12 protein-coding genes are annotated in these 20,063 nt (G+C 58.7%); 4 read left to right on the top strand and 8 right to left on the bottom strand.

Features of this window, described 5'->3' with window-relative positions; genetic code table 11:
* Positions 1-181: 181 nt before the first annotated feature.
* From M017_RS28355 to M017_RS0125415, 6 genes are all read right to left on the bottom strand, one after another.
* Positions 182-1,201: a tetratricopeptide repeat protein gene (locus M017_RS28355; RefSeq protein WP_051670868.1), complete on the bottom strand. Its 1,020-nt coding sequence runs from the start codon at positions 1,199-1,201 to the stop codon at positions 182-184.
* A 198-nt stretch (positions 1,202-1,399) separates the two neighbouring features.
* Positions 1,400-1,639, bottom strand: a complete 240-nt coding sequence (locus M017_RS29580; RefSeq protein ID WP_155121625.1) for a hypothetical protein — start codon at positions 1,637-1,639, stop codon at positions 1,400-1,402.
* A gap of 346 nt (positions 1,640-1,985) precedes the next feature.
* On the bottom strand, positions 1,986-2,813 hold the full coding sequence (locus M017_RS0125430) for an ABC transporter permease subunit (protein WP_031501072.1): 828 nt from the start codon (positions 2,811-2,813) through the stop codon (positions 1,986-1,988).
* Positions 2,810-3,757, bottom strand: coding sequence for an ABC transporter ATP-binding protein (locus M017_RS0125425; protein WP_051670867.1), 948 nt, complete (start codon positions 3,755-3,757; stop codon positions 2,810-2,812). The genes M017_RS0125430 and M017_RS0125425 overlap by 4 nt, the downstream gene beginning before the upstream one ends.
* A gap of 1 nt (position 3,758) precedes the next feature.
* The gene (locus M017_RS0125420) at positions 3,759-4,313 is read right to left on the bottom strand and encodes a PEP-CTERM sorting domain-containing protein (protein WP_031501070.1); all 555 of its coding nucleotides are present in this window, start codon (positions 4,311-4,313) and stop codon (positions 3,759-3,761) included.
* A 30-nt stretch (positions 4,314-4,343) separates the two neighbouring features.
* The gene (locus tag M017_RS0125415) at positions 4,344-7,280 is read right to left on the bottom strand and encodes a dockerin type I repeat-containing protein (protein WP_155121624.1); all 2,937 of its coding nucleotides are present in this window, start codon (positions 7,278-7,280) and stop codon (positions 4,344-4,346) included.
* Between the two features lie 225 nt (positions 7,281-7,505).
* On the opposite strand from M017_RS0125415, the gene M017_RS0125410 reads away from it, so the two are divergent.
* The 3 genes from M017_RS0125410 (at position 7,506) to M017_RS0125400 (ending at position 11,759) form a co-directional block, all read left to right on the top strand.
* The gene (locus tag M017_RS0125410; protein ID WP_031501068.1) at positions 7,506-8,087 is read left to right on the top strand and encodes an ECF-type sigma factor; all 582 of its coding nucleotides are present in this window, start codon (positions 7,506-7,508) and stop codon (positions 8,085-8,087) included.
* A complete protein-coding gene (locus M017_RS28350; RefSeq protein WP_051670866.1) occupies positions 8,084-10,768 on the top strand; it encodes a protein kinase domain-containing protein in 2,685 nt (894 codons plus the stop codon). The genes M017_RS0125410 and M017_RS28350 overlap by 4 nt, the downstream gene beginning before the upstream one ends.
* Positions 10,769-10,922: 154 nt before the next feature.
* On the top strand, positions 10,923-11,759 hold the full coding sequence (locus tag M017_RS0125400) for an ankyrin repeat domain-containing protein (RefSeq protein WP_031501066.1): 837 nt from the start codon (positions 10,923-10,925) through the stop codon (positions 11,757-11,759).
* Positions 11,760-12,422: 663 nt separating this feature from the next.
* Here the strand turns inward: M017_RS0125400 and M017_RS0125390 are convergent.
* A complete protein-coding gene (locus M017_RS0125390) occupies positions 12,423-16,163 on the bottom strand; it encodes a TonB-dependent receptor (RefSeq protein WP_080508170.1) in 3,741 nt (1,246 codons plus the stop codon).
* A 101-nt stretch (positions 16,164-16,264) separates the two neighbouring features.
* Between M017_RS0125390 and M017_RS0125385 the strand changes: the two genes are divergently transcribed.
* On the top strand, positions 16,265-18,466 hold the full coding sequence (locus M017_RS0125385; protein WP_080508169.1) for a tetratricopeptide repeat protein: 2,202 nt from the start codon (positions 16,265-16,267) through the stop codon (positions 18,464-18,466).
* On the opposite strand, the gene M017_RS0125380 is transcribed toward M017_RS0125385, so the two are convergent.
* Entirely contained in the window at positions 18,443-20,053 is a 1,611-nt protein-coding gene (locus M017_RS0125380) for a carboxypeptidase-like regulatory domain-containing protein (protein ID WP_202901723.1), read from the bottom strand. The genes M017_RS0125385 and M017_RS0125380 overlap by 24 nt on opposite strands.
* Between the last annotated feature and the right edge of the window lie 10 nt (positions 20,054-20,063).

Here is a 20,063-nt window from a genome sequence, read left to right as displayed (position 1 = left end):
GGTACGGCTTCTTGCGGCAACAGCAAACCTTCTTTACTCGGCAGCATTTCGTGCCGCAACCGTCGCCAGCCCCAGCGGCAAGGAGCATCCAATTTGCGTTTGACGCCAACAGGAATAGCGCCATCAGTATGGTGCTGATGACCTTTCCGAAAATATTGGCGGAACGCGGTGACATGAAAGGTTATCTCGCCTGGGCGAGCTTCTGCTTCAAAGTTGAAACTAAGTTTCTCGCTGCCGCAATCTGTGCTGCAGTCATTTCTTTCGCGATACGGTCGCGAAGGGCTGCGGATGCGGGAATTCTGAGGCCGGCCAGATCCAGCCAAGCGTAGGCGTGTACGTAGTCCTTGGGCACGCCTTGTCCATTCGCGTACATCAAGGCCAGATTATTTTGCGCTACAGGGTAACCGCGATTAGCCGCCCGCTTGTAGAACGCCAACGCTTCGGAGTAATCCTTTTTGACGCCTCGTCCCTCAAGGTAAAGAGAACCCAGGTTTGTCATTCCCTCCAAGTCATCTTGACCTGCCGCCTTCATGTACCATTTGGCCGCCTCGACGTAGCTTCGTTCCGAACCCTTTGCCGTCGCGTAGAGAACGCCGAGATTGGTCTGTGCCTGCGCGTCGCCCTGTTCCGCGGCCTTCCGATACCAGAGCATCGCCATGGCGAGGTTCGTCTTCACCCCGAGACCGTTCTCATAGAGAAAGCCAAGGTTATATTGGGCGGCGATATGTCCTCGCTCGGCGGCGCGCAGATAGCAATCGGCCGCTTTTGCGTAGTCACGCAAAGCACCTTTGCCTTCGGCATATTTCAGCCCAAGACGATATTGGTTTTCCGCCTCCCGCCCGGCAGGGGTGGTCTGCGCCAGATCATTGAATGTGGAGGGAGAACTCTTCTTGGGCGGCACGCCCGCAACCAACGGAAGTGCCGCCAGCAACAACAGGGAGGCTCCGGAAGCATCGGTTGCAAACCGTACCACGTCATTGGCTTTGCGCGCCTTCCAGAAACCTCGTGTACTTGCAAACAACGATTGCAGCTTTTTTGCATCCTCTGCCGCCGAAGCATCCTTTGCAGTGATCTTCTTTCCAAGCACCCCGTTGGCAGGGCCAATCTGCTTCATTGCATCGGGCATGACCGCCTCGCCGTCTTGACCGGCAAGTAGTCCGGCTGTGGCAAACAGGAACACAAATGCAGGAAATCCTCGCATAGGTTCACTCCTTATGGAACTCAAATTGGTATGGTTCGCTGTGTACTGTGATACACAACGTTGGCACGCGCGTCGGTACAAGACGCACGGTGAACTGTTCAGAAGCACTTACATCTCAGGCATTAGAACGCAATGCAGAGAAGCAGCTACACGAACAAGCTGAGACGAGGCCATACCTCGAAATGAAAAGTGTGGATGTTATGCGAGGAGCTTCGGCGGTCCGCGTCCGGTTGGGGCAGGCGAGGCGAGGGTGGGGAGGATGTCCTCATCCTGAACGATCGCGGAACCGCAAGTGGCTAAGGAATCGAGAGGTGTCGAGTCCGCTACAACAGCAAACTTTGTGTGAGCTGGAGTGGCTGCTCCGGTAGGATAGAGCGGGCAGAGAGCAGCGCCTGCTGTAACTACTGGTCCGGACGGAAGCTGCGATTGTTTCTTCATGCCCATCATCGAGCAATGATGTTTGCCATCCCGTCGACAGCAGGCAGGAAGTTTGGATTCGGGCTCGAACGAGAGCAGCGGCGTAACCAGTCCAGAACTGGTTGCTAGTAACAACAAAATTGCGTAGACGCGCTGCAAGTATCAAGTGTACATCGGCTCAAGAAGTGCCGGATCAAAAATCAGGGTCCTCCGCCCCGGTCTGCCCTCTATCGCAGCAGCCCTCCGCGCCTTCCGGCAACCGGCTGCTGCGAGAACCAATTCAATGGTCTCTTTCTCGTCTCGGCGATGGAAAACACATCTGTTTTCCGCCCCCTGCCAGCGCGATCTGATGCGCACTCACGGCAGGCTACAGATCTTTGCGGGAGAACCGCCACGCCGCCAGCGCCAGGCAAGCGGCGCCGAACAGCCCGGATGTCCAGAGAGGCGACCCGCTTACAAATGAGCCGGTCTGGACATACTCGTTTGTTAGGTGCGCCGTCTCCGCTGCCTTTGGGAGTAGACCTGACACAAACAGCATCGAGTGGTATAGCCATCCGCCGCCCGTGATTCCGTGCAACTCGTTCGGTCTGGAAGCCGCGATGTTGAACATCCCGATTGCCATTGTGCCACTCGCCATCAGGGTGGGCGATGTAGACAGCAGGTGAAGCGACAGCATGGCCGCAAACAGCGAACAATAGAGCAACAGGGTGGTCAGGATTCCAAAGAAGAAGGGCCAGTGCCACAGGTTCACCTTCAGCCCGGTCACTAGCCAGGCTCCCAGGAACGTATAGACAAAACTGCCGGCCGCGAGCACCATGCACCCTAGGAAGCGGCCCAACAGGATGCTAGCGCGCGACAGCGGATGAGACACGATCCACGCGTTGCGAGCAGGATCGAGCAGGCTGGGCACCAGGCTCATCGTTGTCATCAGGCAGAGAAGCAGCTGCACCGAATACACGATCAGCGATGCATTCCCGAAAATACCCCGCGCTACCCATTGCGCGTTCAGATATCGATAGTCCGTGTGACTCATCAAGGTGACCATTGAGGTCGGTCCCGAGAGAGGGTAGGTCCGGAGAATCCAAAACAAGGCCGCGATCGATAGAGTTCCGTTCAGCAGCAGCGCCGCAATCACCTTTCGGGCGCGAGCCTCCTGAATCGTATCCACCACCAATGCAAACATCTGGCTGGTCATGAACGAACCCCCTGCTTCGCGGCTGTTGCGGACAGGAACATTTCCGTCAACGATCTTCCTGCCGGCGCTAGAGATTCGATCTGCCCTTCACCTTCGTTTTGAACTGTCTCGATCGCCCAATCCAGGTCCACCCGCGAAGTGAAATGCAGCCGCACCGCCCCGCTGTCGCCATCGCACACCGGCTGTGATCGAAGAGCAAGAGCAAGCAGCACATTGGCTGGCACGGCGCTCAGCGTCAGCACGTACCCGGCCTGAGCTGCGGAGGCGAGGCATTCCCGCTTCACGATCTCACCATGATTCAGAATCGCGACCTCGTCGCACAGGGACTGCAATTCATCGAGCAGGTGCGAGTTAATGAAAAGCGTGACTCCGGACCGGTTCAGAGTACGCAGAAGGTCAAGAACCAGAACTCGCGCGGCAGGGTCGAGACCGTCCGTCGGCTCATCCAGGATCAGCAACTCTGGCTCATGCAGCATCGCCTGTGCGATTCCCGCCCGCTGCACCATGCCTTTCGAATACTTCGCCAGAGGTACATCGGCCCAATCGGCGAGCCCGACTCGATCCAACAGTTCGGCTGCGCGATTTGCGATTAGGCGTCCGCCCAGGCCCATCAGTCTGCCGTGGAATTGGAGCAGTTGGCGCGCAGTGAGGTATGGCGGGAAAGCGCAGGTCTCTGGAAGGTAGCCCACGAGGCGGGCGGCGCCGGCGCTTCGGGCCAGCCATCCGAATAGTTCCACGCTTCCGGAACTCGGCCGTACCGCGCCGATCATGATCTTCATGAGTGTGGTTTTTCCCGCTCCGTTGGGCCCTGCAAGTCCGAATGCAGCTCCGCGCCGCACCTTCAAATCGACTTGGTTCAGCGCCCGGATCGGGTTGCGCCGGAAGAACGACCGGTACGCCTTCGTCACTCCGGCCACTTGGATCGCGTCTTCAGTCCGGCTCACTCTACCGCCTCCGCGCGATTCGATTCCATCCCAGCACAGCCAGCGCTGTGCCCGCGAGAGCAAAGGTCGCCGGTTCCGGGGTTGGGGCGGTCGTCGAGGACACCGTATAGGACAATGGCACGAAGTCCGGACCATCCAGGAACGTGAACTCTTCGTTGATCGTCACAAACAGCGGGCCCTCTGTTGAGGAAATGTATTGGAACGGAATTTTGAACAGCATGTCATCGGTCATCAGCGAATCGCCACCCGAAAGCAAGTCGCTGACGGTGATCCAGTCCGGTCCCTGGCTGACATAGAAGAATACGCCGTTGTCGCGGAAGTAGCCGAGTTCCACTGGGCTTCCGGCTGTGAGTCCGGCGGAGAATGAAATGTCGAAGTTGAAATCCATAATCTGTTCGGCAGGATCGGCGCTCTTATCGAACACAACGCCGAGATAAATGTCGAACGAATCACCGGGGTTGATCCCCGCCGGTACCGGACTTATGTAAATCGTCGCAGCCTGGGCGCCCCCCGTCAGGAGTGCGGCCGCAAAAGCAAGCTGGAAGAGTGTCTTCATGTCAATTCCTTGTTGTTGTCTGAATCAAAGCTACTGGCATCTCGTGCCGGCCGGCAGATATGGCGTTACCTGCGCTGTGTCGCGAACGTCAATCACGCCGTCCATGTTGTAGTCGGCATTGTAGTCGTAGCCTTCCTGGCCGCGGCGGATCCCGTACCGTGCCGTAATGAAATTCACGTCATCGCAGCTCACCTTCCCGTCCCCGTTTACATCGCCGGGGATCGTCACGCGCACGGTCAGAGAATGAACGTCCCGCGGCTGTATGCCGTTCTCGGCGTAGAACACCAGCGTGGTGCTGCCCACCGTCGTCGGCTTGCCGGTCAGCAGAGCTTTTCCGTATGTGGGTTGTCCGGTATCCGGATCGGTCTGGACCAACGAGAGTCCCGGCGGCAGCACGCCCACTAGACTGAGCTGCATCGGGCCCGGAGGATTCGGGATTCCCTCCAGGGGCTGCATCGGATATCCCGAAGTCAGGATTGGCAGCGTCTTTGTCTGGCCGATATAGAAGTTGATGTTGAACGGAATCCGGAGCGTGGGGTTCTCAGTGACGATGATTCGGAACCATCTGTCGTCGGTCCCGGTGCTATTGCCGTTCGAAGCCCTGAGGAAAACTCCGGTCTCTCCGCCGTTGCTGCCCCGTCCGTTGAGGCGGAATTGATTCGTGCCGGTAGAGAACAGATTGAAGCCCGGGGGCAGGGAAGCGCCCAAGACGCTCACTGTGCCCGGCAGAGTCAACGTGCCGTTGTAGTCGGTGTAGTACTGCGTGCCCCAAAACCCGTACATCGGGCTGCTGACCTGCGGATACTTGACCACGTGCATTCGCAGCAGATTCTCTTCCTTGTAGCCGGTGTAGGTTAGGCCCTCAGTGAAGACTTGGACCTCCACGTTGAAGAACTCGGGAGAATCTGCCGGCGGCGTGCCGCTCAGAGTTGCGGTGCCATTGCCATGATTCACCAGTTGCAGCCAGGAGGGCGGCCGGTTCGCATAGCCTGGCATCACACTGAGAGGTGGGTATTGAATCACCACCGGCACCGCCGATGCCGCCGGGCTCGTCTTGAGCACGATCGAGTTCGGCTGGCCGACAATGAAGTCGACTGTATTGTCGAGGAAGTTCGGCTGGGGAGGAAAAATGGCCGAATAGCTCACGTATGCGCTGTCGCTCGACAAGCCGTTGTCCGCCTTGATGTTCGCTGCGCAGCCCGAAGTGAACTGCAATTGCGGAATTCCGGTGACGGTTGCTGTTCCGTCGCCGTTGTTGACCAACGACATCTGACATAGAGGCCGGACCGTGAGATCGGGATTCCCGGAATTGATCACGCTGAACGTTGGTCGCGGAGAGCCGGTGCTTTGGATCGTAAACGAGGCCGGCACACCGTAGGTGACGGTCGGCGGGGTCGGCGGCACGATCTTGACTTGCGTTGCGATGATCATCTTATAGGTCGCAGTCGTACTTCCTCCGTCATGCGCGGCCCGAATCGGGATGTCCGCAAATACAGCCGTTCCAGATGTTCCATCGTATTGGAATCGCGCCTTGCCGGCGCCCGCCACACTGCTGTTCTCGAACGTCACTCCAGGGGGCAGCGGAGAGTCGATCGTAATTGACGGCAGCGGCAACCCGACCGCCTCAACCTGCAGCGTTTGCTTGCCCTGCCCGATCGAGAACGCGCCTCCCAACTGCGACACGAAGGCCGGAGCCTGCGCCAACGACACCTCTCGCTGTCCGGTGGGAAGATCCATCATCACGGATTTGGCGACGAAGGTCTTACACTGGCTGAGGTAGGTCGCATCGCTGACTCCGCTTGGCCCGGCAGGGCAGTCCGTATCCGATGGAGCCGGATCGTTCTTGGTGACTACCAGGAGATCCGCCGACCGGTCGAGCGTGTACTTCTTCCCGTTCCATAGATACTGCATTTTCAGGCCGAAACTGTCTACTGTTGAAGGACCAAACGTGATCTTCTGCATAAACCATCCGCCGTACATCTGCGCGTCGACTGGGATGTTGTCCCAGTTTCGATAACTCAGCTTGTCGGTGACGGTCTGTGTGTGTAGCGCCCAGTCGAACAATACGAATACAGGGTCGATGTTCGACCGGGCCGGGAGCGGCGTGGGAGTCGGATAACTGCTCTGGCTGTACAGGTCCGGAAGCGCCATCATCGTATACGCCGCGGTCATCCGGGCCATTCCTTTCGAATCCTTCGTCATCGCGTCCAAATTAACGGCGCTGTTCCGTATGGCGGCCTGGTCCTGGTCCAACTGCCCCAGCGCATCCAACTGAGCCTGACCCTCATACATCAGGACGACGGCGACCACGATGATCAGCACCATCAGCGCTAGCGTCACCGCAAGGCTGATTCCGCTCATCATTGAGAATCCGGAATTCGGAAACACCACTTTCGCGATAGCTGAAACCTTCAGAACCATCGCCAGCGATACGAGCCCGATCATAGCGATGGAGCCGAACGCGAGAATCAGCTTGCTTCCTGTCGAAATGTCGCGAAATGCCGCGACTCCTCCGAGGTAGTTGGTCTTAAGCGGTTCGAAGTAGATCTTCTTCTGTCCGTATGACCGGAAGTAGTCTTTTGAAGGAAAAACGGGCGGGACCATCCCCAGGAACAAAGCGTGCCGGTCGTTCTGGCTACACCAGTAACTCCCATCGTAGGTAAAGTTGTACGCCTTGGCGATGTCCGGATCGGGCTTCCAGCGGCACATGTCCTTGATGAGCGCGTTCTTGTGATCCACTGCCTCCTGTGCGGCGTCTACTTCAAACGCCTTGATCCGCGCCCCGAATGCGCTTACGACATCGTTCTCCAGGGACGTCCGTTGTTCGGCCGGAGTCCGGATGATTCCCAGCAACTCGCCCCAGGCAAACGCACGGAGGTCGTTCCTCAGGTCCTCACGGGCGTAGGTGACGAACAGGGCGCGGTCCGCCGGCGACAGTTGATGCGCCGTAAAGTAGTCATTAACCACTTTGTTGTCAAACTGCTGCCACGTCCCGTAGCAACTCTGAAAGATCAGGCACTGTGCCCGAAGACTTCCCGAAAAGAGACATGCAAAGAAGATGAGTAGACCAAGCTGCTGCCATCGCGCCATTGAGGACCTCCGTCAACTGGGGATTGCTTCCCTTACTGAATAAGTGCGAGCAGACGGACAAAACCGGAAGCCATGTAGTAAAATTTTTCAAATTGAGCCTACATGCCTCATGCATCTTCAGCGCAGGTGGGTGACCTGCTCCGCGAGTGGCAAAGCGGTCGCAAGGGTATTGCCGACGAGTTTTTCAATGTGCTGTATCCCGAATTGCGCCGTCTCGCCGCAGTTCGAATGAGCCGCGAGCGAGGGGCGCACTCCTGGCAGCCAACGCTTCTGGTCAACGAGTTGTACCTCGAGTTGCTGAAGAACAACGCTCTCGATCACTCACTGGAAGGGGAGGAGCAGTGTCAGGCCTTTCTCCGCCTCGCTGGATTCCTGATGACGCGTCTACTCATCCTGCACAGCCGCCCCCTCAAGAGAAGGGTTAGCAGAGACACAGACGCCGACCTATCCGGCTTTCCGTCTTCCAGCCCAAACCAGGAAAGTCTCCAATTCGTGGACCAGTTGCTCGCCCGGCTCGGCGAGGTTGATCCGAAGCTCCGTACGGTTGTCGAGCTGAAAGTCTTCGAAGGCCGATCTCACGATGAGATCGCCAGAGACCTGGGGTGTTCCACGCGGTCGGTCGGCGCCTATTGGTCTTTTGCTCGCCGGTGGCTGGAACAGGAGTTGTTGGAGACTCCGGATTGACTGCGGAAGACTGGGTACTCGCCTGGGAAGTCTTTCGGACCTCTGCCGAGTTGCCGCCGGCTGAACGTCTTGCCTTTGTTGATGCCGCCGGACTCCCGCCCCATGTCCTTGAGCAAATCTACGCGCTGCTCGAGGAGGAAAGGCCAACCGAAGAGCCCGTCCCGGGACGTCAGTATGGCCGTTACACGATTCTCGATCTACTGGGCCGGGGCGGCACGGGCGAGGTGTACTCGGCTCGCGACACGGAACTCGACCGCCTCGTGGCCCTGAAATTCCTCAGCAACAAAGCGCGCCTTGTGCCCGCCTCCCGCGAGCGTCTTGTTCGCGAGGCCCAAGCCGCTTCCGCCCTAAATCACCCGCATCTGGTGACCGTCTACGAAATCCTGGAATCTGAAGCAGGCACGGCGATCGTCACCGAACTGATCGAAGGACAGGCGCTCCGCGCTCTATGCAGTACGCCGCAAAGACCTGAGTTCGTGGCCCGGCTGGGCGCGCAGATCGCCCGTGGGCTTTCCGCCGCCCACGCCCGCGGCATTGTCCATGGAGACATCAAGCCGGAGAACGCAATGCTCCGGCCCGATGGCTACGCAAAGTTACTCGACTTTGGTCTGGCTCGTCATCAGAGCGATGGCGTCAATCTGGAGATGGCGCCACTCGGCACCCTCGGCTACATGTCGCCGGAACAGATTGCCGGTAGCCCCCTCACCGGAGCCAGTGACGTGTTTTCACTGGGGGTGGTTCTCGTGGAGATGCTGGCGGGAAGGCATCCCTTTCGTAAGACTACGGTGCACGAAACGACTCGGTCCATCCTCCATGGCAGCGTTCAGATTCCGCGTCCTCAGGATGCGCGTTCCGGCCATCGCGACTTGTCGCGCCTTCTTCGCGAGATGCTCGAGAAGGACCCGGACCGCCGTCCCTCAGCGTCGGCTGTGGCATTGCGCCTCGAGGCGATCACCCGGGCATCGCGTTCGCGGATTCCGAAATGGGCCTTCGCCGCGACCGCGATCGCCACAGTCGCGCTAGCCGCGATCTGGACGTGGCTCCGGCCTTCGGGCGCGATGCGCTTGGGACCCGCCGTCGCCATCACCAGCTATCCCGGAATCGCGTCGCAGGCGTCCTTTTCGCCCGACGGCGCCCGCATGGCCTTTGTCTGGACCGGACCCGAGGACGCCAATCCCGACATCTACGTCCGCGGTGTCGCTACAGAAGATCTACGCCGCATTACGACGGATCCGAGAGACGATTTCAGCCCCGCCTGGTCCCCCGACGGTGCCCGCATCGCTTATTTGCGTCGTGCATCCGACGGCAGCGATGCTGAGATCTTTATCGTCCCCGCAGAGGGCGGCTCCGAGAGATTGGTCGGACGCGTCGTGGATCCGCAAGGCTTTCGCGGCCTGGAGTGGTGGCCTGACTCGCAGTCCCTCGTCGTGCGCGACGCCGGCCCGCGTGGGCGGCCGCTCGTCCGGGTTTTTCTGAGCGATGGCCACAAGCAGATTCTCACGGTTCCCATCGAATCCCAGGACCATCATGCAGCCATTTCTCCCGACGGGAAGAAGATCGCTTTTCTTCGGAACTCGCCGCAGAGCACGCTCATCTGCGAGCGCGATCTGGCCGGAGGTCCGGAAAACTGTGTTCAGTCGATGAGCGATGCGAAATCGCTCGCCTGGGTCAAGGGAACCCTCTTGGCAGTCGATCAGCAGGGCCTCTGGCGCATCGACCTCAAATCCTCTGAGCCAACTCGCCTCTCTCTCGTCGCCAAGGGCCAGTTCGGCGACATTGCGGCAGCCCGTTCCGGATCGCGTCTCCTGTTCGCCACCAGCTACGCCGATCACAACATCTGGCGGCTCGACGTCGCATCCCAACAGGTCGCCAAACTGGTCGGCCGGGAGGGAGAGGATAGCGAGCCTGACTTCTCCGCCGACGGCGGCCGAATTCTCTATCGCTCCAATCGATCGGGCGTATACCAGCTCTACCTGGTCGATCGGGATGGCGGCAACGAGAGGCAATTGACTGCTCTGAACGGCCACGTGGGCAGCGCGCGCTTCTCACCCGACGGCAAATGGATCGCTTTTGATGGCGGCTCCATAACGCTGCCCGGCGGAACGACCACGGCGTTCACAAATCTGTATATCATGCCCTCGACCGGCGGCCCGATTCGGCAGCTTACAGACGACACCGCCGAGCGCATGGTTCCCGGCTGGTCGCGGGACAGCAAGTGGATCTATTATGCCGAGGAGCGCGGTAGTCTGCGCGAGACCTGGAAAATGCCTTTGGAAGGCGGACTCGCCGTGCGCGTCAGCGAGTCCGAGATGTTCGACGTCGTGGAAGACGCCGATTCGCGCTGGCTGTATTACGCGCGCCCCCGCTCCGCGCAGGGCTTGTGGCGCAGGCACATCTCCGGTGACGCGGAAACCCTCATCCCCGGCACGAACGATCTGGTGTATCGCTGCTGGGACCTTCGCGGCAACTCGCTGTTTTTCCTTCGCGCCGGCTCATCCCCCGGTTTCGTCGAACTGAACGTGCTCACGGGAATGTCCCGTCTGATCGGCCCCGGCGTGCGCAACGTCATGAACGGTCCCCGCATTCTCGCCGCCTCCCCGGACGGCAAAACGGTTCTCTATACGCAGTTGGACTCCGCTACCGGCGAGATCCGCATGGCCGACCTTCTGGGCGGCCGCTAGCCTCGGCGCGGAAGCCGTAAATTCTGCTCGGGTGTCGCTGAGGTCTTCGGTGTTCCATGTGCTTGGGGTGGCCACTCTGCTTTCCAAGCCAACGCGCTTGTTTCTTTGGGCGGACGCAGGACGCGCATCTGCTGCCCTATGATATGGTGTCGGCATGCGCACGGTTCTTCTGTTGCTGGTATCACTTACCCTTGCTCACGCTGGAGAACTCCACCAAGCGGCGCGTGTGTGCCATGTGGACCGTATGAAGCAGTTGCTTGCGCAACACCCTTCGGTGAGCGAGGCGGACGAAAACGGGATGCCGCCACTCCATATCGCAGTCGATGCCAACAAGCGAGCTTGTGTGTTTCTTTTGATCAACGCGGGCGCGGATCCTAAGGCACGTGATCGGCAGGGCCGGACAGCAATCGAGATCGCTGCACAGATTCCGAACCAGCGGGACCGGGCGATGATCGGCTACATGCTGCAGAATTTCGTCCGGGATCCGTCTCAAGGACCGGCACAATTGATGCCTTGGTCGCTCGAGCATTCTGTGCCTCGCCGCCAGACCGATGTCACGAAGATGCTGCTGGAGATGGGTGTCGATCCGAATGCGCCTGGAAAAGAAGGCACAACGCCGCTTGCCGAAGCTGCGTTGAAGGGCGATCTTGAGAGCGTTCGCGCGCTTGTGGAGCGCGGCGCGCGGCCCAACGCCATCAGCCGGTCGGGTACGCAGCCGATCCATGATGCAGCGCTGGGTGATAACGCGGAGGTCATCCGGATGCTAGTCGCGAAAGGTGCAGATGTAAACGCCCGCACTCGGGACGAGAATCAAACGCCGCTTCATGTTGCGGCAGCAATGGGCAAGATGAAAGCGGTCGAGGCGCTCGTCGCACTCGGCGCGGATCTGACTCTGAAAGACGCAAAGGGACAGACGCCACTCGATGCTGCTGAACGAGTTGAGCTCAGCGATGTTGTCGCCTTCCTGAGACGTGCAGGGATGCCGAAGTAAATCGCCACCATTCGACATTGAGTTAGGCAACCGGACAGACAGTTCATTCTCTCGACCGCTGGCTGGCCGTGGACTGGCTCTGTCGTTTGGGTGTCGTGCTGACGATCTGAATCATGATTGGCGGGACACTGGCCGTCATCGCGTCGATCTTTTTAGTTAGGTTGACGCTGTTCGCGATCAAAGGCTTTCGACGGCGTCTAGCCCTCTATGCCTCCACACTTCCTTTTGCATGCGCTGCTGGAGCCGGCGTTGTTTTCTTCGCCATACTGGTCATCAATGGGTGTTGCTCGATCGAGATCCAAGGATTGGCGATGGTGCCTGTAGATCCAAGGCCGTTATGTCGTTGCGATTGCAATCGGGGAGAAGCAAGAAGCTCATTACGTCGGCCTATCGATGGAGCGCCGTTGAGGGACTTGCAGAGACTTTGAACGAGTTTTCTCGCTGTTCCGATTGCGGCGTAACGCGAGAGTGAGTTGAAGAGGATGCAAACTCATGAGCCTCCACGGAATAGAGCGCACGGCGTACAGCAGGGATCCGAGGAGGCACAGACCGCCAGTGCTGCTGGCTCAGAAATCAGAGGAGAGTTCCTGCATTAGTGTGCTTCGAAATACAGAAGCCTCCCCGAATGAGGAGGCTTCTGCGCTATGGAGCTGTCCTTCTGTATCAGAACGACAGGCGTGCGGTGAGCTGGATTTGCCGGGGAGTCCAATAGGAGTTCTGGAAGGTTTGGATTCCATCGGTGGAGGGAGTGCTGCTGTTGGGGACGGGATTGGTGAGGCCTTGGATGTTGAACGCGTTGAAGGCGTCCACGTTCAGCCGGAGCTTCCATCGCTCGGAGATATCGAAAACCTTGTAGAGTGACATATCCGTCTGGAAGTTCTTGGGGCCTTGCAGAATGGTCTGCGAGTAGGGGTTGGCTCCGGCAGGACCGGGAGAATAGGCAGTGGTAACCTGCTGCCCATTCTTCAGCGTGACCGACACATTGTTGTTGCCGAAGTTTGTGGTTCCTGGCGTGTTGTTGATCGGAGCCAGATAGGGTTTGTAGTTGTCAGGAACTCCCATCACGCCATTCTTCTGATTGATGACGGCCGGAGAAAGATAGCCATTGAACCAGAGCTTGCCCGGGCGGCAAACACCGCTACGGCAATCGGTGATGGAGATGGCGTCCTTATAGAGCTCGATCGGGTTCGTTGCTCCCCAATTGGAGGATGCGACCTGGAAAGCCTGCGAAACCATGGTTCCCACGAAGGCCATCTGGTATCCGCCGACGAGGGCGTTCACCAGCCGATTGCTGTTTCCGAGGAAGCGCTTCCCCTTCCCGACGGGAACTTCGACGATTCCGTTGAAACTGAGCCGGTGGAGCGGAATTGCGGTGTCGAGTTTGTAGTTCTCCCACTTATTCAATTCCCGGCTGGGTTCGAGCAGGGTGCCTGTGTTCATGCCTGCAGGAAGGATACCCGGGGCATAGTTTGCGGCTGGATAGAGAACGTTGTCGCGGAAGGTATTGCCGCCCAGACGGAAGGCGCGCGAGAAGACATAGAAGGCCTGGAAGCCGACGCCTTTGCGGAACGGACGCTGGTAGTTGAACTGGAAGGCATTGTTATTGGACCATCCGTTCTTGGTGGAAATGACGTTGCCGCCCCAGAGCGTCTGGTCATAGGGACGCGTGGCAGTACCGGCATAAGTACCGGTGGGAAGCGCAGTTCCCGTGCTGGTCTGCCACACATAGGTGGAAGGAGCGTTGTTGTAGGAGTAGTTCTGATCGAGGTTGGTGCCGTGGGTGTACACGTAGCTGGCGCGGAAGACCGAACCGTCATGGAAGGGCTGCTCGATCGTGAAGTTTGCCTCGCGGACTCGCGCCGGAGGATACTTCGCCGCGAGCGAGGTGCCGATGTTGATGCCGGGAAGCAGGGCATTGGTGTTGTTGGAGTTGACCGCATCCGAACTGTTGAGCCCGGCGACAACGGGAATAGGCCCGCGGAGGAGGAGATTGGGCTGTCCATCCGGTGCGTAGGTTGCGTTCGTATAGCTTTGCGAATAGGAAGCGGTAAAAGGATAGTTGGCGGTGAGGTAACGGATGGAGTTGCGAACCGGCACCGGATACACGTACTCGCCATAGCCGCCACGAATGACTGTGCCATTGCGCGCGAAAGTGGGCGTATAGGCGAAGCCCAAGCGAGGCAGCACGTTGCCGTAACTGGAGTAGAAGCCGCGACTGGGCAGGCCAGCCTGCTCGAAGGACTCAAACTTGGCGCCGAGATTCTTCAGATTGGTGAGGAGTGCCTGTGAGGTGAGACCCTGCTGGAGGTAGTAATCGAGAGGGCGGGGCAGGGCAATCGCATTATTCTTGATGTCGAAGGTGGTCAGATAGTCGTTGGCCGCCTTGGGAGCCGGGTGCATTTCCCACCGGAGGCCGACGTTGATGGTGAGGCGATTGCTCAGGCGGAAATTGTCCTGGAGATAGAAATCGAACTCCTCGATGCTGACGTTGTTGAAGGGAGCATTCCTGTTCTGGGAGTAGCTGCTGGCGGCGCCGAGGAAGAAGTCGGCGTCGGCGAAACCGGTGTTCGCTAGGGCCGTATAGTTGGCGCCGGAGGCGGGATCGTAGAGCGCTGTTGCCAGATTGGTGAAGGCGATGGTGTCGGGAGAGCGATCGGACATGTAGCCGAACTTCTCGTGGCGCCAGCGGCCGCCAAAGGCAAACTGGTGCTTGCCCCAGATCTTATTCAGGTTTTCGTCGAGTGTGGACAAGCGCTGGCTCATCCCGTAGTTCCACTGCGAACCACCGTAGGGCATGATGAGGTTCGCGCCGATGTTGGGGAAGCCGATCTGGCCGAAGTTGTTGGGCAAGCCCAGTTGCTTTTCGTAGTTGGCCTGCGACGCTTCGTTGCCTTCGACGTACATCCGTTGCCACTGCATGCTGTAGATGGTTTCGGAGAAGAAGGTGGGTGAGAAGACGTGGGAGAAGCCGAGGGCGCCGCTGATGGTCTGGATCGGGATGCGCTGGAAGCCGGTGGCTCCAGCAGGAAGCCCGCCGCCTGCGATGTTGGCGGGTGAGTTGGCTGGATAGTTCCGGAGTGCCTGCTGCTGCTGGTCGATATCGGTGAAACGGAAGTAGCCGCGATTGTTTTCATTGAAAACATGGTCGAGACGGAAGGTTGTGTTGGGAACCGTCTGTGTGGTGTTGTTGATCGCGTTGAAGTTGGGATTGACCAACGGGTTATCTGCAGTCAATGGGAGCGGTGTGGCAGCGTAGAGCGTTTTTGCGAGAGGGCTGATTCGATTCAGCGGGATCTGATTGTTGGGGAAGGGAGCACGGACATAGTTGTTTTCACGCGACTGGGTGGTGCTGGGATCGTAGAGCTGTTGGAGGATGCCGCTGCCATTGATGAGACCGCTGAAGTCGCCGTTTCGCATCGCCGCTGTCGGTACCGCGACGAGTTGGTTGGCGGCCTGGCGCAGGGAGAAGCGTTCGAAGGCAACGAAGAAGAAGGAGCGGTTCTTGCCGTTGTAGAGCTTGGGGATGAAGATGGGGCCGCCGACGGAGCCGCCAAATTCGTTTCTCACCAGATGGGGCGCCGCGAAGTTCGCAGGATTCTGACGAGCCTTGGCGATTCCGAAGAAGTTGTTGCGCGCCGTTTCAAAGAGGGAACCGTGCACGGCATTGGTGCCCGACTTGGTGGTGAGAATCACGGTGGCGGGTGTTGCGAATTGTGCGCTGGAGTTCATCGTCTCGAAACGGGCTTCTTGCACGGAGTCCGGATCGGGGAGCGTGGCCTGGGCGGAGTTGCCTTCGCCGCCGAAGTTGCGGTTGGTCATGGGCGCGCCGTCCTGGGAATATTCCATACCTTCCTGCATGATGCCGTTGGCGCGGGTGCCACCACCTTCGAGGCCAGGGACTGTGTTCTGGGCGAGGCCCAGGACGTTGCGGCCGTTCATCGGAAGCTGGCTAATGCGGGCGGAGTCGAGCTGGGTGTTGACGGTACCGCTGTCGTAGGTGGCAAGCTGCAAGGTCTCGCCGCTGACCGTAATTTTGTCGTTGGTGTCGCCGACGTTCAACTGCGGATTCAGGACCAGTACTTGACCTGTGGCGAGGGTAATGGATGCCTCATATTTCTTCATCCCTGGGGCGCTGAAGATGGCGGTGTACTTGCCGGCGGTGAGACCGGGTACGGAATAAAAGCCATTATTATTGGAAGTCGTATCATTGGAAACCGAGGTGGCTTGGTTGACGATTCGAATGGCGACAGCGGGAACAGCAGCTCCAGTGAGGTCCTGGACAGTTCCTTGGATCGTGGCCGCACCACTTTGGCAGAACAATGTTCCTGGTAGGAGAAGAGTTACAGCGATTGCGCTGACCCAGACTCCATACAACGCGGGACGGGCGTTGGGTATCGATTTCATCTTGATTCCTTGAGAGAGCAGTTGGCGTAGAGTGGACGTGACCGTATGCCGTGGACAGACCCCAGAACGCTATTGTGTGCAAAGCCTATCACAGGTCATAAATGAGAAATGAAAAGGATTTGTTAAAATCGCGTTACCCCGGCGCGGTGCTGCAATCGGTCTGTCTCCTCTCGTTGTTGCTGGTCTCGCTGGCGAATGCAGATTCGCGCGTGTGTGCGCCTTGCCATCGAGAAATCTGGGAGTCTTATGGCCGGACGGGGATGGGAAAGTCGTTTTTCCGGCTGACGCCGCAGAATCTGGTAGAAGACTTCATCCAGAAAAATTCCTATTTCCACGGGCCGTCGAACAGCTATTTCACGATGTCGGCGCGCGATGGAAAGTACTACCAACGCCGGTACCAGGTGGATGCGGCAGGCCATGCCAGCAATGAGCTGGAGATGCGGGTGGACTATGTGATGGGATCGGGCAATCATGCCCGCGCCTATCTGCATCGGACGGAATCGGGCCGGCTGCTGCAACTGCCGCTTGGCTGGTACGCGGAAAAGGGCGGCTATTGGGCGATGAATCCGGGGTATGACCGGCCGGATCATGACGGTTTTCGCCGGCCGATCGGTTATGACTGCATGTTCTGCCACAATGCCTATCCGAAGATCCCGGCTGGGCATGACCAGCCCTTTGCAGAGGCGATCTATGAGGGAGCGCTGCCGGAGGGAATCGATTGCCAGCGTTGCCACGGGGATGGAGGACAACATGCGCGGTTGGCGGGTTCCGGCAAGAGCAAGGCCGAAGAGATCCGGCGGGCAATCATCAATCCTGCGCGGCTGAACACAGAGCGGCAGATGGAGCTTTGCATGGCTTGTCATCTCGAGTCGACGAGCTATCCTTTGCCGAACGCATTGCAGCGCTATGACAGAGGGCCGTTCTCATTTCAACCGGGTGAAAGTCTTGCTGGCTTCCTTCTGAATTTCGATCACGCGCCGGGGACGGGGCGCGAGGATAAGTTCGAGATTGTGAGCGCTGCCTATCGCTTGCGGCAGTCTGCCTGCTACTTGAAAAGCGAGGGCAAGCTGGTTTGCACGACTTGTCACAATCCACATCGGGTGTCTGGCGCAAAAGAGTTCAATGATCGCTGCCGCAGTTGTCATGTCGCCAGTGAGCATGTCAGGGCCAACTCGAATTGCGTGGATTGCCATATGCCGAAGCGCCGGACGGAAGATGTGATCCATGCGGTGATGACAGACCATCGCATCCAGAGGAGGAAGCCCGCCGGAGATTTACTGGCAGAACTGGCGGAACGGCGAGATGCCTATCAGGGGCCCGTGGTTCCTTACTATCCATCGAAGTTGCCGCCCACGCCGGAGAACGAACTCTATTTGGGGGTGGCGCAAGTCAAGCAGGGGAGTCATACAAAGGTCGGGATTCCGCAGTTGCAGGCAGCGATCTCAAAGCATGCGCCGAAGCGGGGAGAGTGGTATCTCGAACTGGCAGAGGCCTTGGATCGTGATCAGAGTTTTGAGCAAGCTCTGATTTACTTTCGGGAGGCGGCGCGGCGGAGTCCGTCGTCCGGTTATGCGCGGCAGAAGCTGGGCACGGCATTGCGGCGAACCGGACGGACAGCGGAGGCGGTAGAGGTGTTAGTCCAGGCGACGGCGCTCGCGCCAGAGCGAGCGCTCACTTGGCATGAACTCGGGCTTTGTTATCGCACCCAAGGGAAGACTGCCGAGGCGATCGAGGCTTTGCTGCAGGCGATTAAGAAGGATCCAGGGCTACCGGAAGCACATAACAATCTGGGAATCCTGCGCTTGTCCGAGGTTGATTTTCGAGAGGCGATCCGGCTGCGTCCTGAGTACGTGGATGCCCATGCGAATCTGGCAGGACTGTTGGCCCGGAATGGGAGGAGGACGGCGGCTCGTCAGGAGTTTGAGTTGGCGCTTCGGTTGCGGCCGATGGATGCGCCCACCCGGTATCAATATGCCATGCTCTTAGGCGGCAGTGGGGACTATCAACAGGCCAGGAAAGAGCTAGAGGCCTCATTGGCCGCGGATCCAAAGTTTGTGGATGCGCACTTGTTGCTGGGGGATCTTCTCATGGGCATGCAGCAGGAGAGTGAGGCTGTGCCTCATTATCAAGCGGCGCTGCGTCTGCAGCCTGACTCGGGGCGTGCGCATCTGGGATTGGGGGCGGTGCTTGCTGCGAGGGGGGATCGGGCGGGAGCCCTCTCTCATCTCCAGAAAGCGGCGGCGGATGCAGATGCCGGGCTGAGGCAGCGTGCCACGGAGTTACTCCGTAGCTTGGCAAGATAGCATGCGAGTCAGAGCATTGTGTGTGATGCGAGATACTACCGGATCAGGGAAGAGAGAACTGACCCAGGTGATGGAGCCGACCGAGAAAATGGCACCATCGCCGAGAGAACCATAGACAAGGTCTGCGCCGCCTCCGTCGGGGTTGTTGCCTTTGGCGATGCACTGCAGGTTCGGAATGGAAGATGCGGAGATCTTGTCCGTTTCGTGCCCCGAGGCTCCTCCAGGTACTCGCTCATGTAAAGAGTTCTTGCCGAAAGTAGCACCATTTTTTAAGAGCGTGCCCTCTAATAGCCAATGTTTTTCATCAAGCACCGTGTACGGGGCGCTGGTCATCACTCCCGAATAAGTGAAGACAACTCCCAGCAGCCCGGCCTCGGCGGCGTAAGTCCGGTGCATGCGGGATTCATGACCACCCGGCTGGTCGCTGTCGTCATAAGTGAGGCAACGCATGGCGCCGTCCGCTTCGTAGACCACTTCACAGTTGACGCCGTTGCCGCCCAGATAGAGCAGTTGCCCTCCTCGGGTGACCCATTCCTGCACCTTGCGGAACATCTCCCGGGTCCAGTACTCCGGATGAACAGAGAGGATCAGTGCATTGTAACTGTCGAGGGATAAAGTGCCGTCGTGGAGTTGGGCTTCAGAATAGTAGTCATAAGCGAAGCCTTCGCGCTCGAGCCATCCAAGCAGCCGCCATTCGCCAGGAGCCAGGCCGGACTGGACACGTCCGTGGATGCTGTCTTCGATGCTGCGGTTATCCCATGGACTGTTATCGAAGTTATGATTGCCGGGTTCCGGACGTTCGAAGGAGAGTGGTTGATACGCAGTATCGGGGAAACGCCAGACGGGTTGGGGTTGCGTGTAGCGATCCAAATCGAGACGGGCATTCACGGTAGGCTTGTCGGGCAGGCCCTCCGGATTGATGTAGTTCGAACGGCCGCCATAGTTGTTGTACGCGTTCCATGTGTTGGTTGAAGCCAAGACGGCGAGCTTCGCTTGAGGAGCGGCTGGTGCAACGACCCACGGAAAGGAGAAAGACCTTCCGGATGGCGTCCGTGCCCAGAGATAGTAGAGTCCGGATTGCTCCGGCGCTTCGACAAACTGCTGGATATGTGGCGCCGGATAGCCATGATTGTTCCAGTGCATGCCGGTTTGGGTGAAGTCGGTGTCCGGAGCAATTTGCACGGTGGCGCGTGGGCCGTGTTCATCAAACCAACTGAGTGTCCGGACGAATTCCTTCTTGAGTCCATAGCGCCAGAGTGTGAGCTGATATTGCTCAGGGCTGTGTACACGGATCTCTGACTTCTCGCCTGTGCGGAGCCATTTGGGCCACATATAGCCGGCCAAATGATCGCGAAGAAGGCGGAAGCGTTGGGGCACCGCGCCGATCTCGCATTCCACCCACTTAGAACCGTAGCCATCTTTTGCGAAGGTGATCCGGTAACGGCCTTCTGGCAGGTCGGTGTAGAGTGCGCCGCGTGGCGAAGAGCTCAGGAGAGTGATCGTGCCGCTGTGCAGCGACTCAATCTCGACGGCGACTCCTGGGATCGCCAGATCTTCTTCATCTGATATGTAGCCGATGGCTTTCACTTGTTTTCCT

The sequence above is a fragment of the Bryobacter aggregatus MPL3 genome (assembly GCF_000702445.1).
Lineage (GTDB): Bacteria > Acidobacteriota > Terriglobia > Bryobacterales > Bryobacteraceae > Bryobacter > Bryobacter aggregatus.
This window is presented reverse-complemented; position numbering and strand designations above follow the sequence as displayed.

Excerpts from the sequence above, each read along its gene's own strand:
- M017_RS0125385 (WP_080508169.1), top strand. The coding sequence starts at position 16,265 with ATGAGAAATGAAAAGGATTTGTTAAAATCGCGTTACCCCGGCGCGGTG.
- M017_RS28355 (WP_051670868.1), bottom strand. The coding sequence starts at position 1,201 with ATGCGAGGATTTCCTGCATTTGTGTTCCTGTTTGCCACAGCCGGACTA.
- M017_RS0125410 (WP_031501068.1), top strand. The coding sequence starts at position 7,506 with ATGCCTCATGCATCTTCAGCGCAGGTGGGTGACCTGCTCCGCGAGTGG.
- M017_RS0125400 (WP_031501066.1), top strand. The coding sequence starts at position 10,923 with ATGCGCACGGTTCTTCTGTTGCTGGTATCACTTACCCTTGCTCACGCT.
- M017_RS0125420 (WP_031501070.1), bottom strand. The coding sequence starts at position 4,313 with ATGAAGACACTCTTCCAGCTTGCTTTTGCGGCCGCACTCCTGACGGGG.
- M017_RS0125430 (WP_031501072.1), bottom strand. The coding sequence starts at position 2,813 with ATGACCAGCCAGATGTTTGCATTGGTGGTGGATACGATTCAGGAGGCT.
- M017_RS0125390 (WP_080508170.1), bottom strand. The coding sequence starts at position 16,163 with ATGAAATCGATACCCAACGCCCGTCCCGCGTTGTATGGAGTCTGGGTC.
- M017_RS29580 (WP_155121625.1), bottom strand. The coding sequence starts at position 1,639 with ATGAAGAAACAATCGCAGCTTCCGTCCGGACCAGTAGTTACAGCAGGC.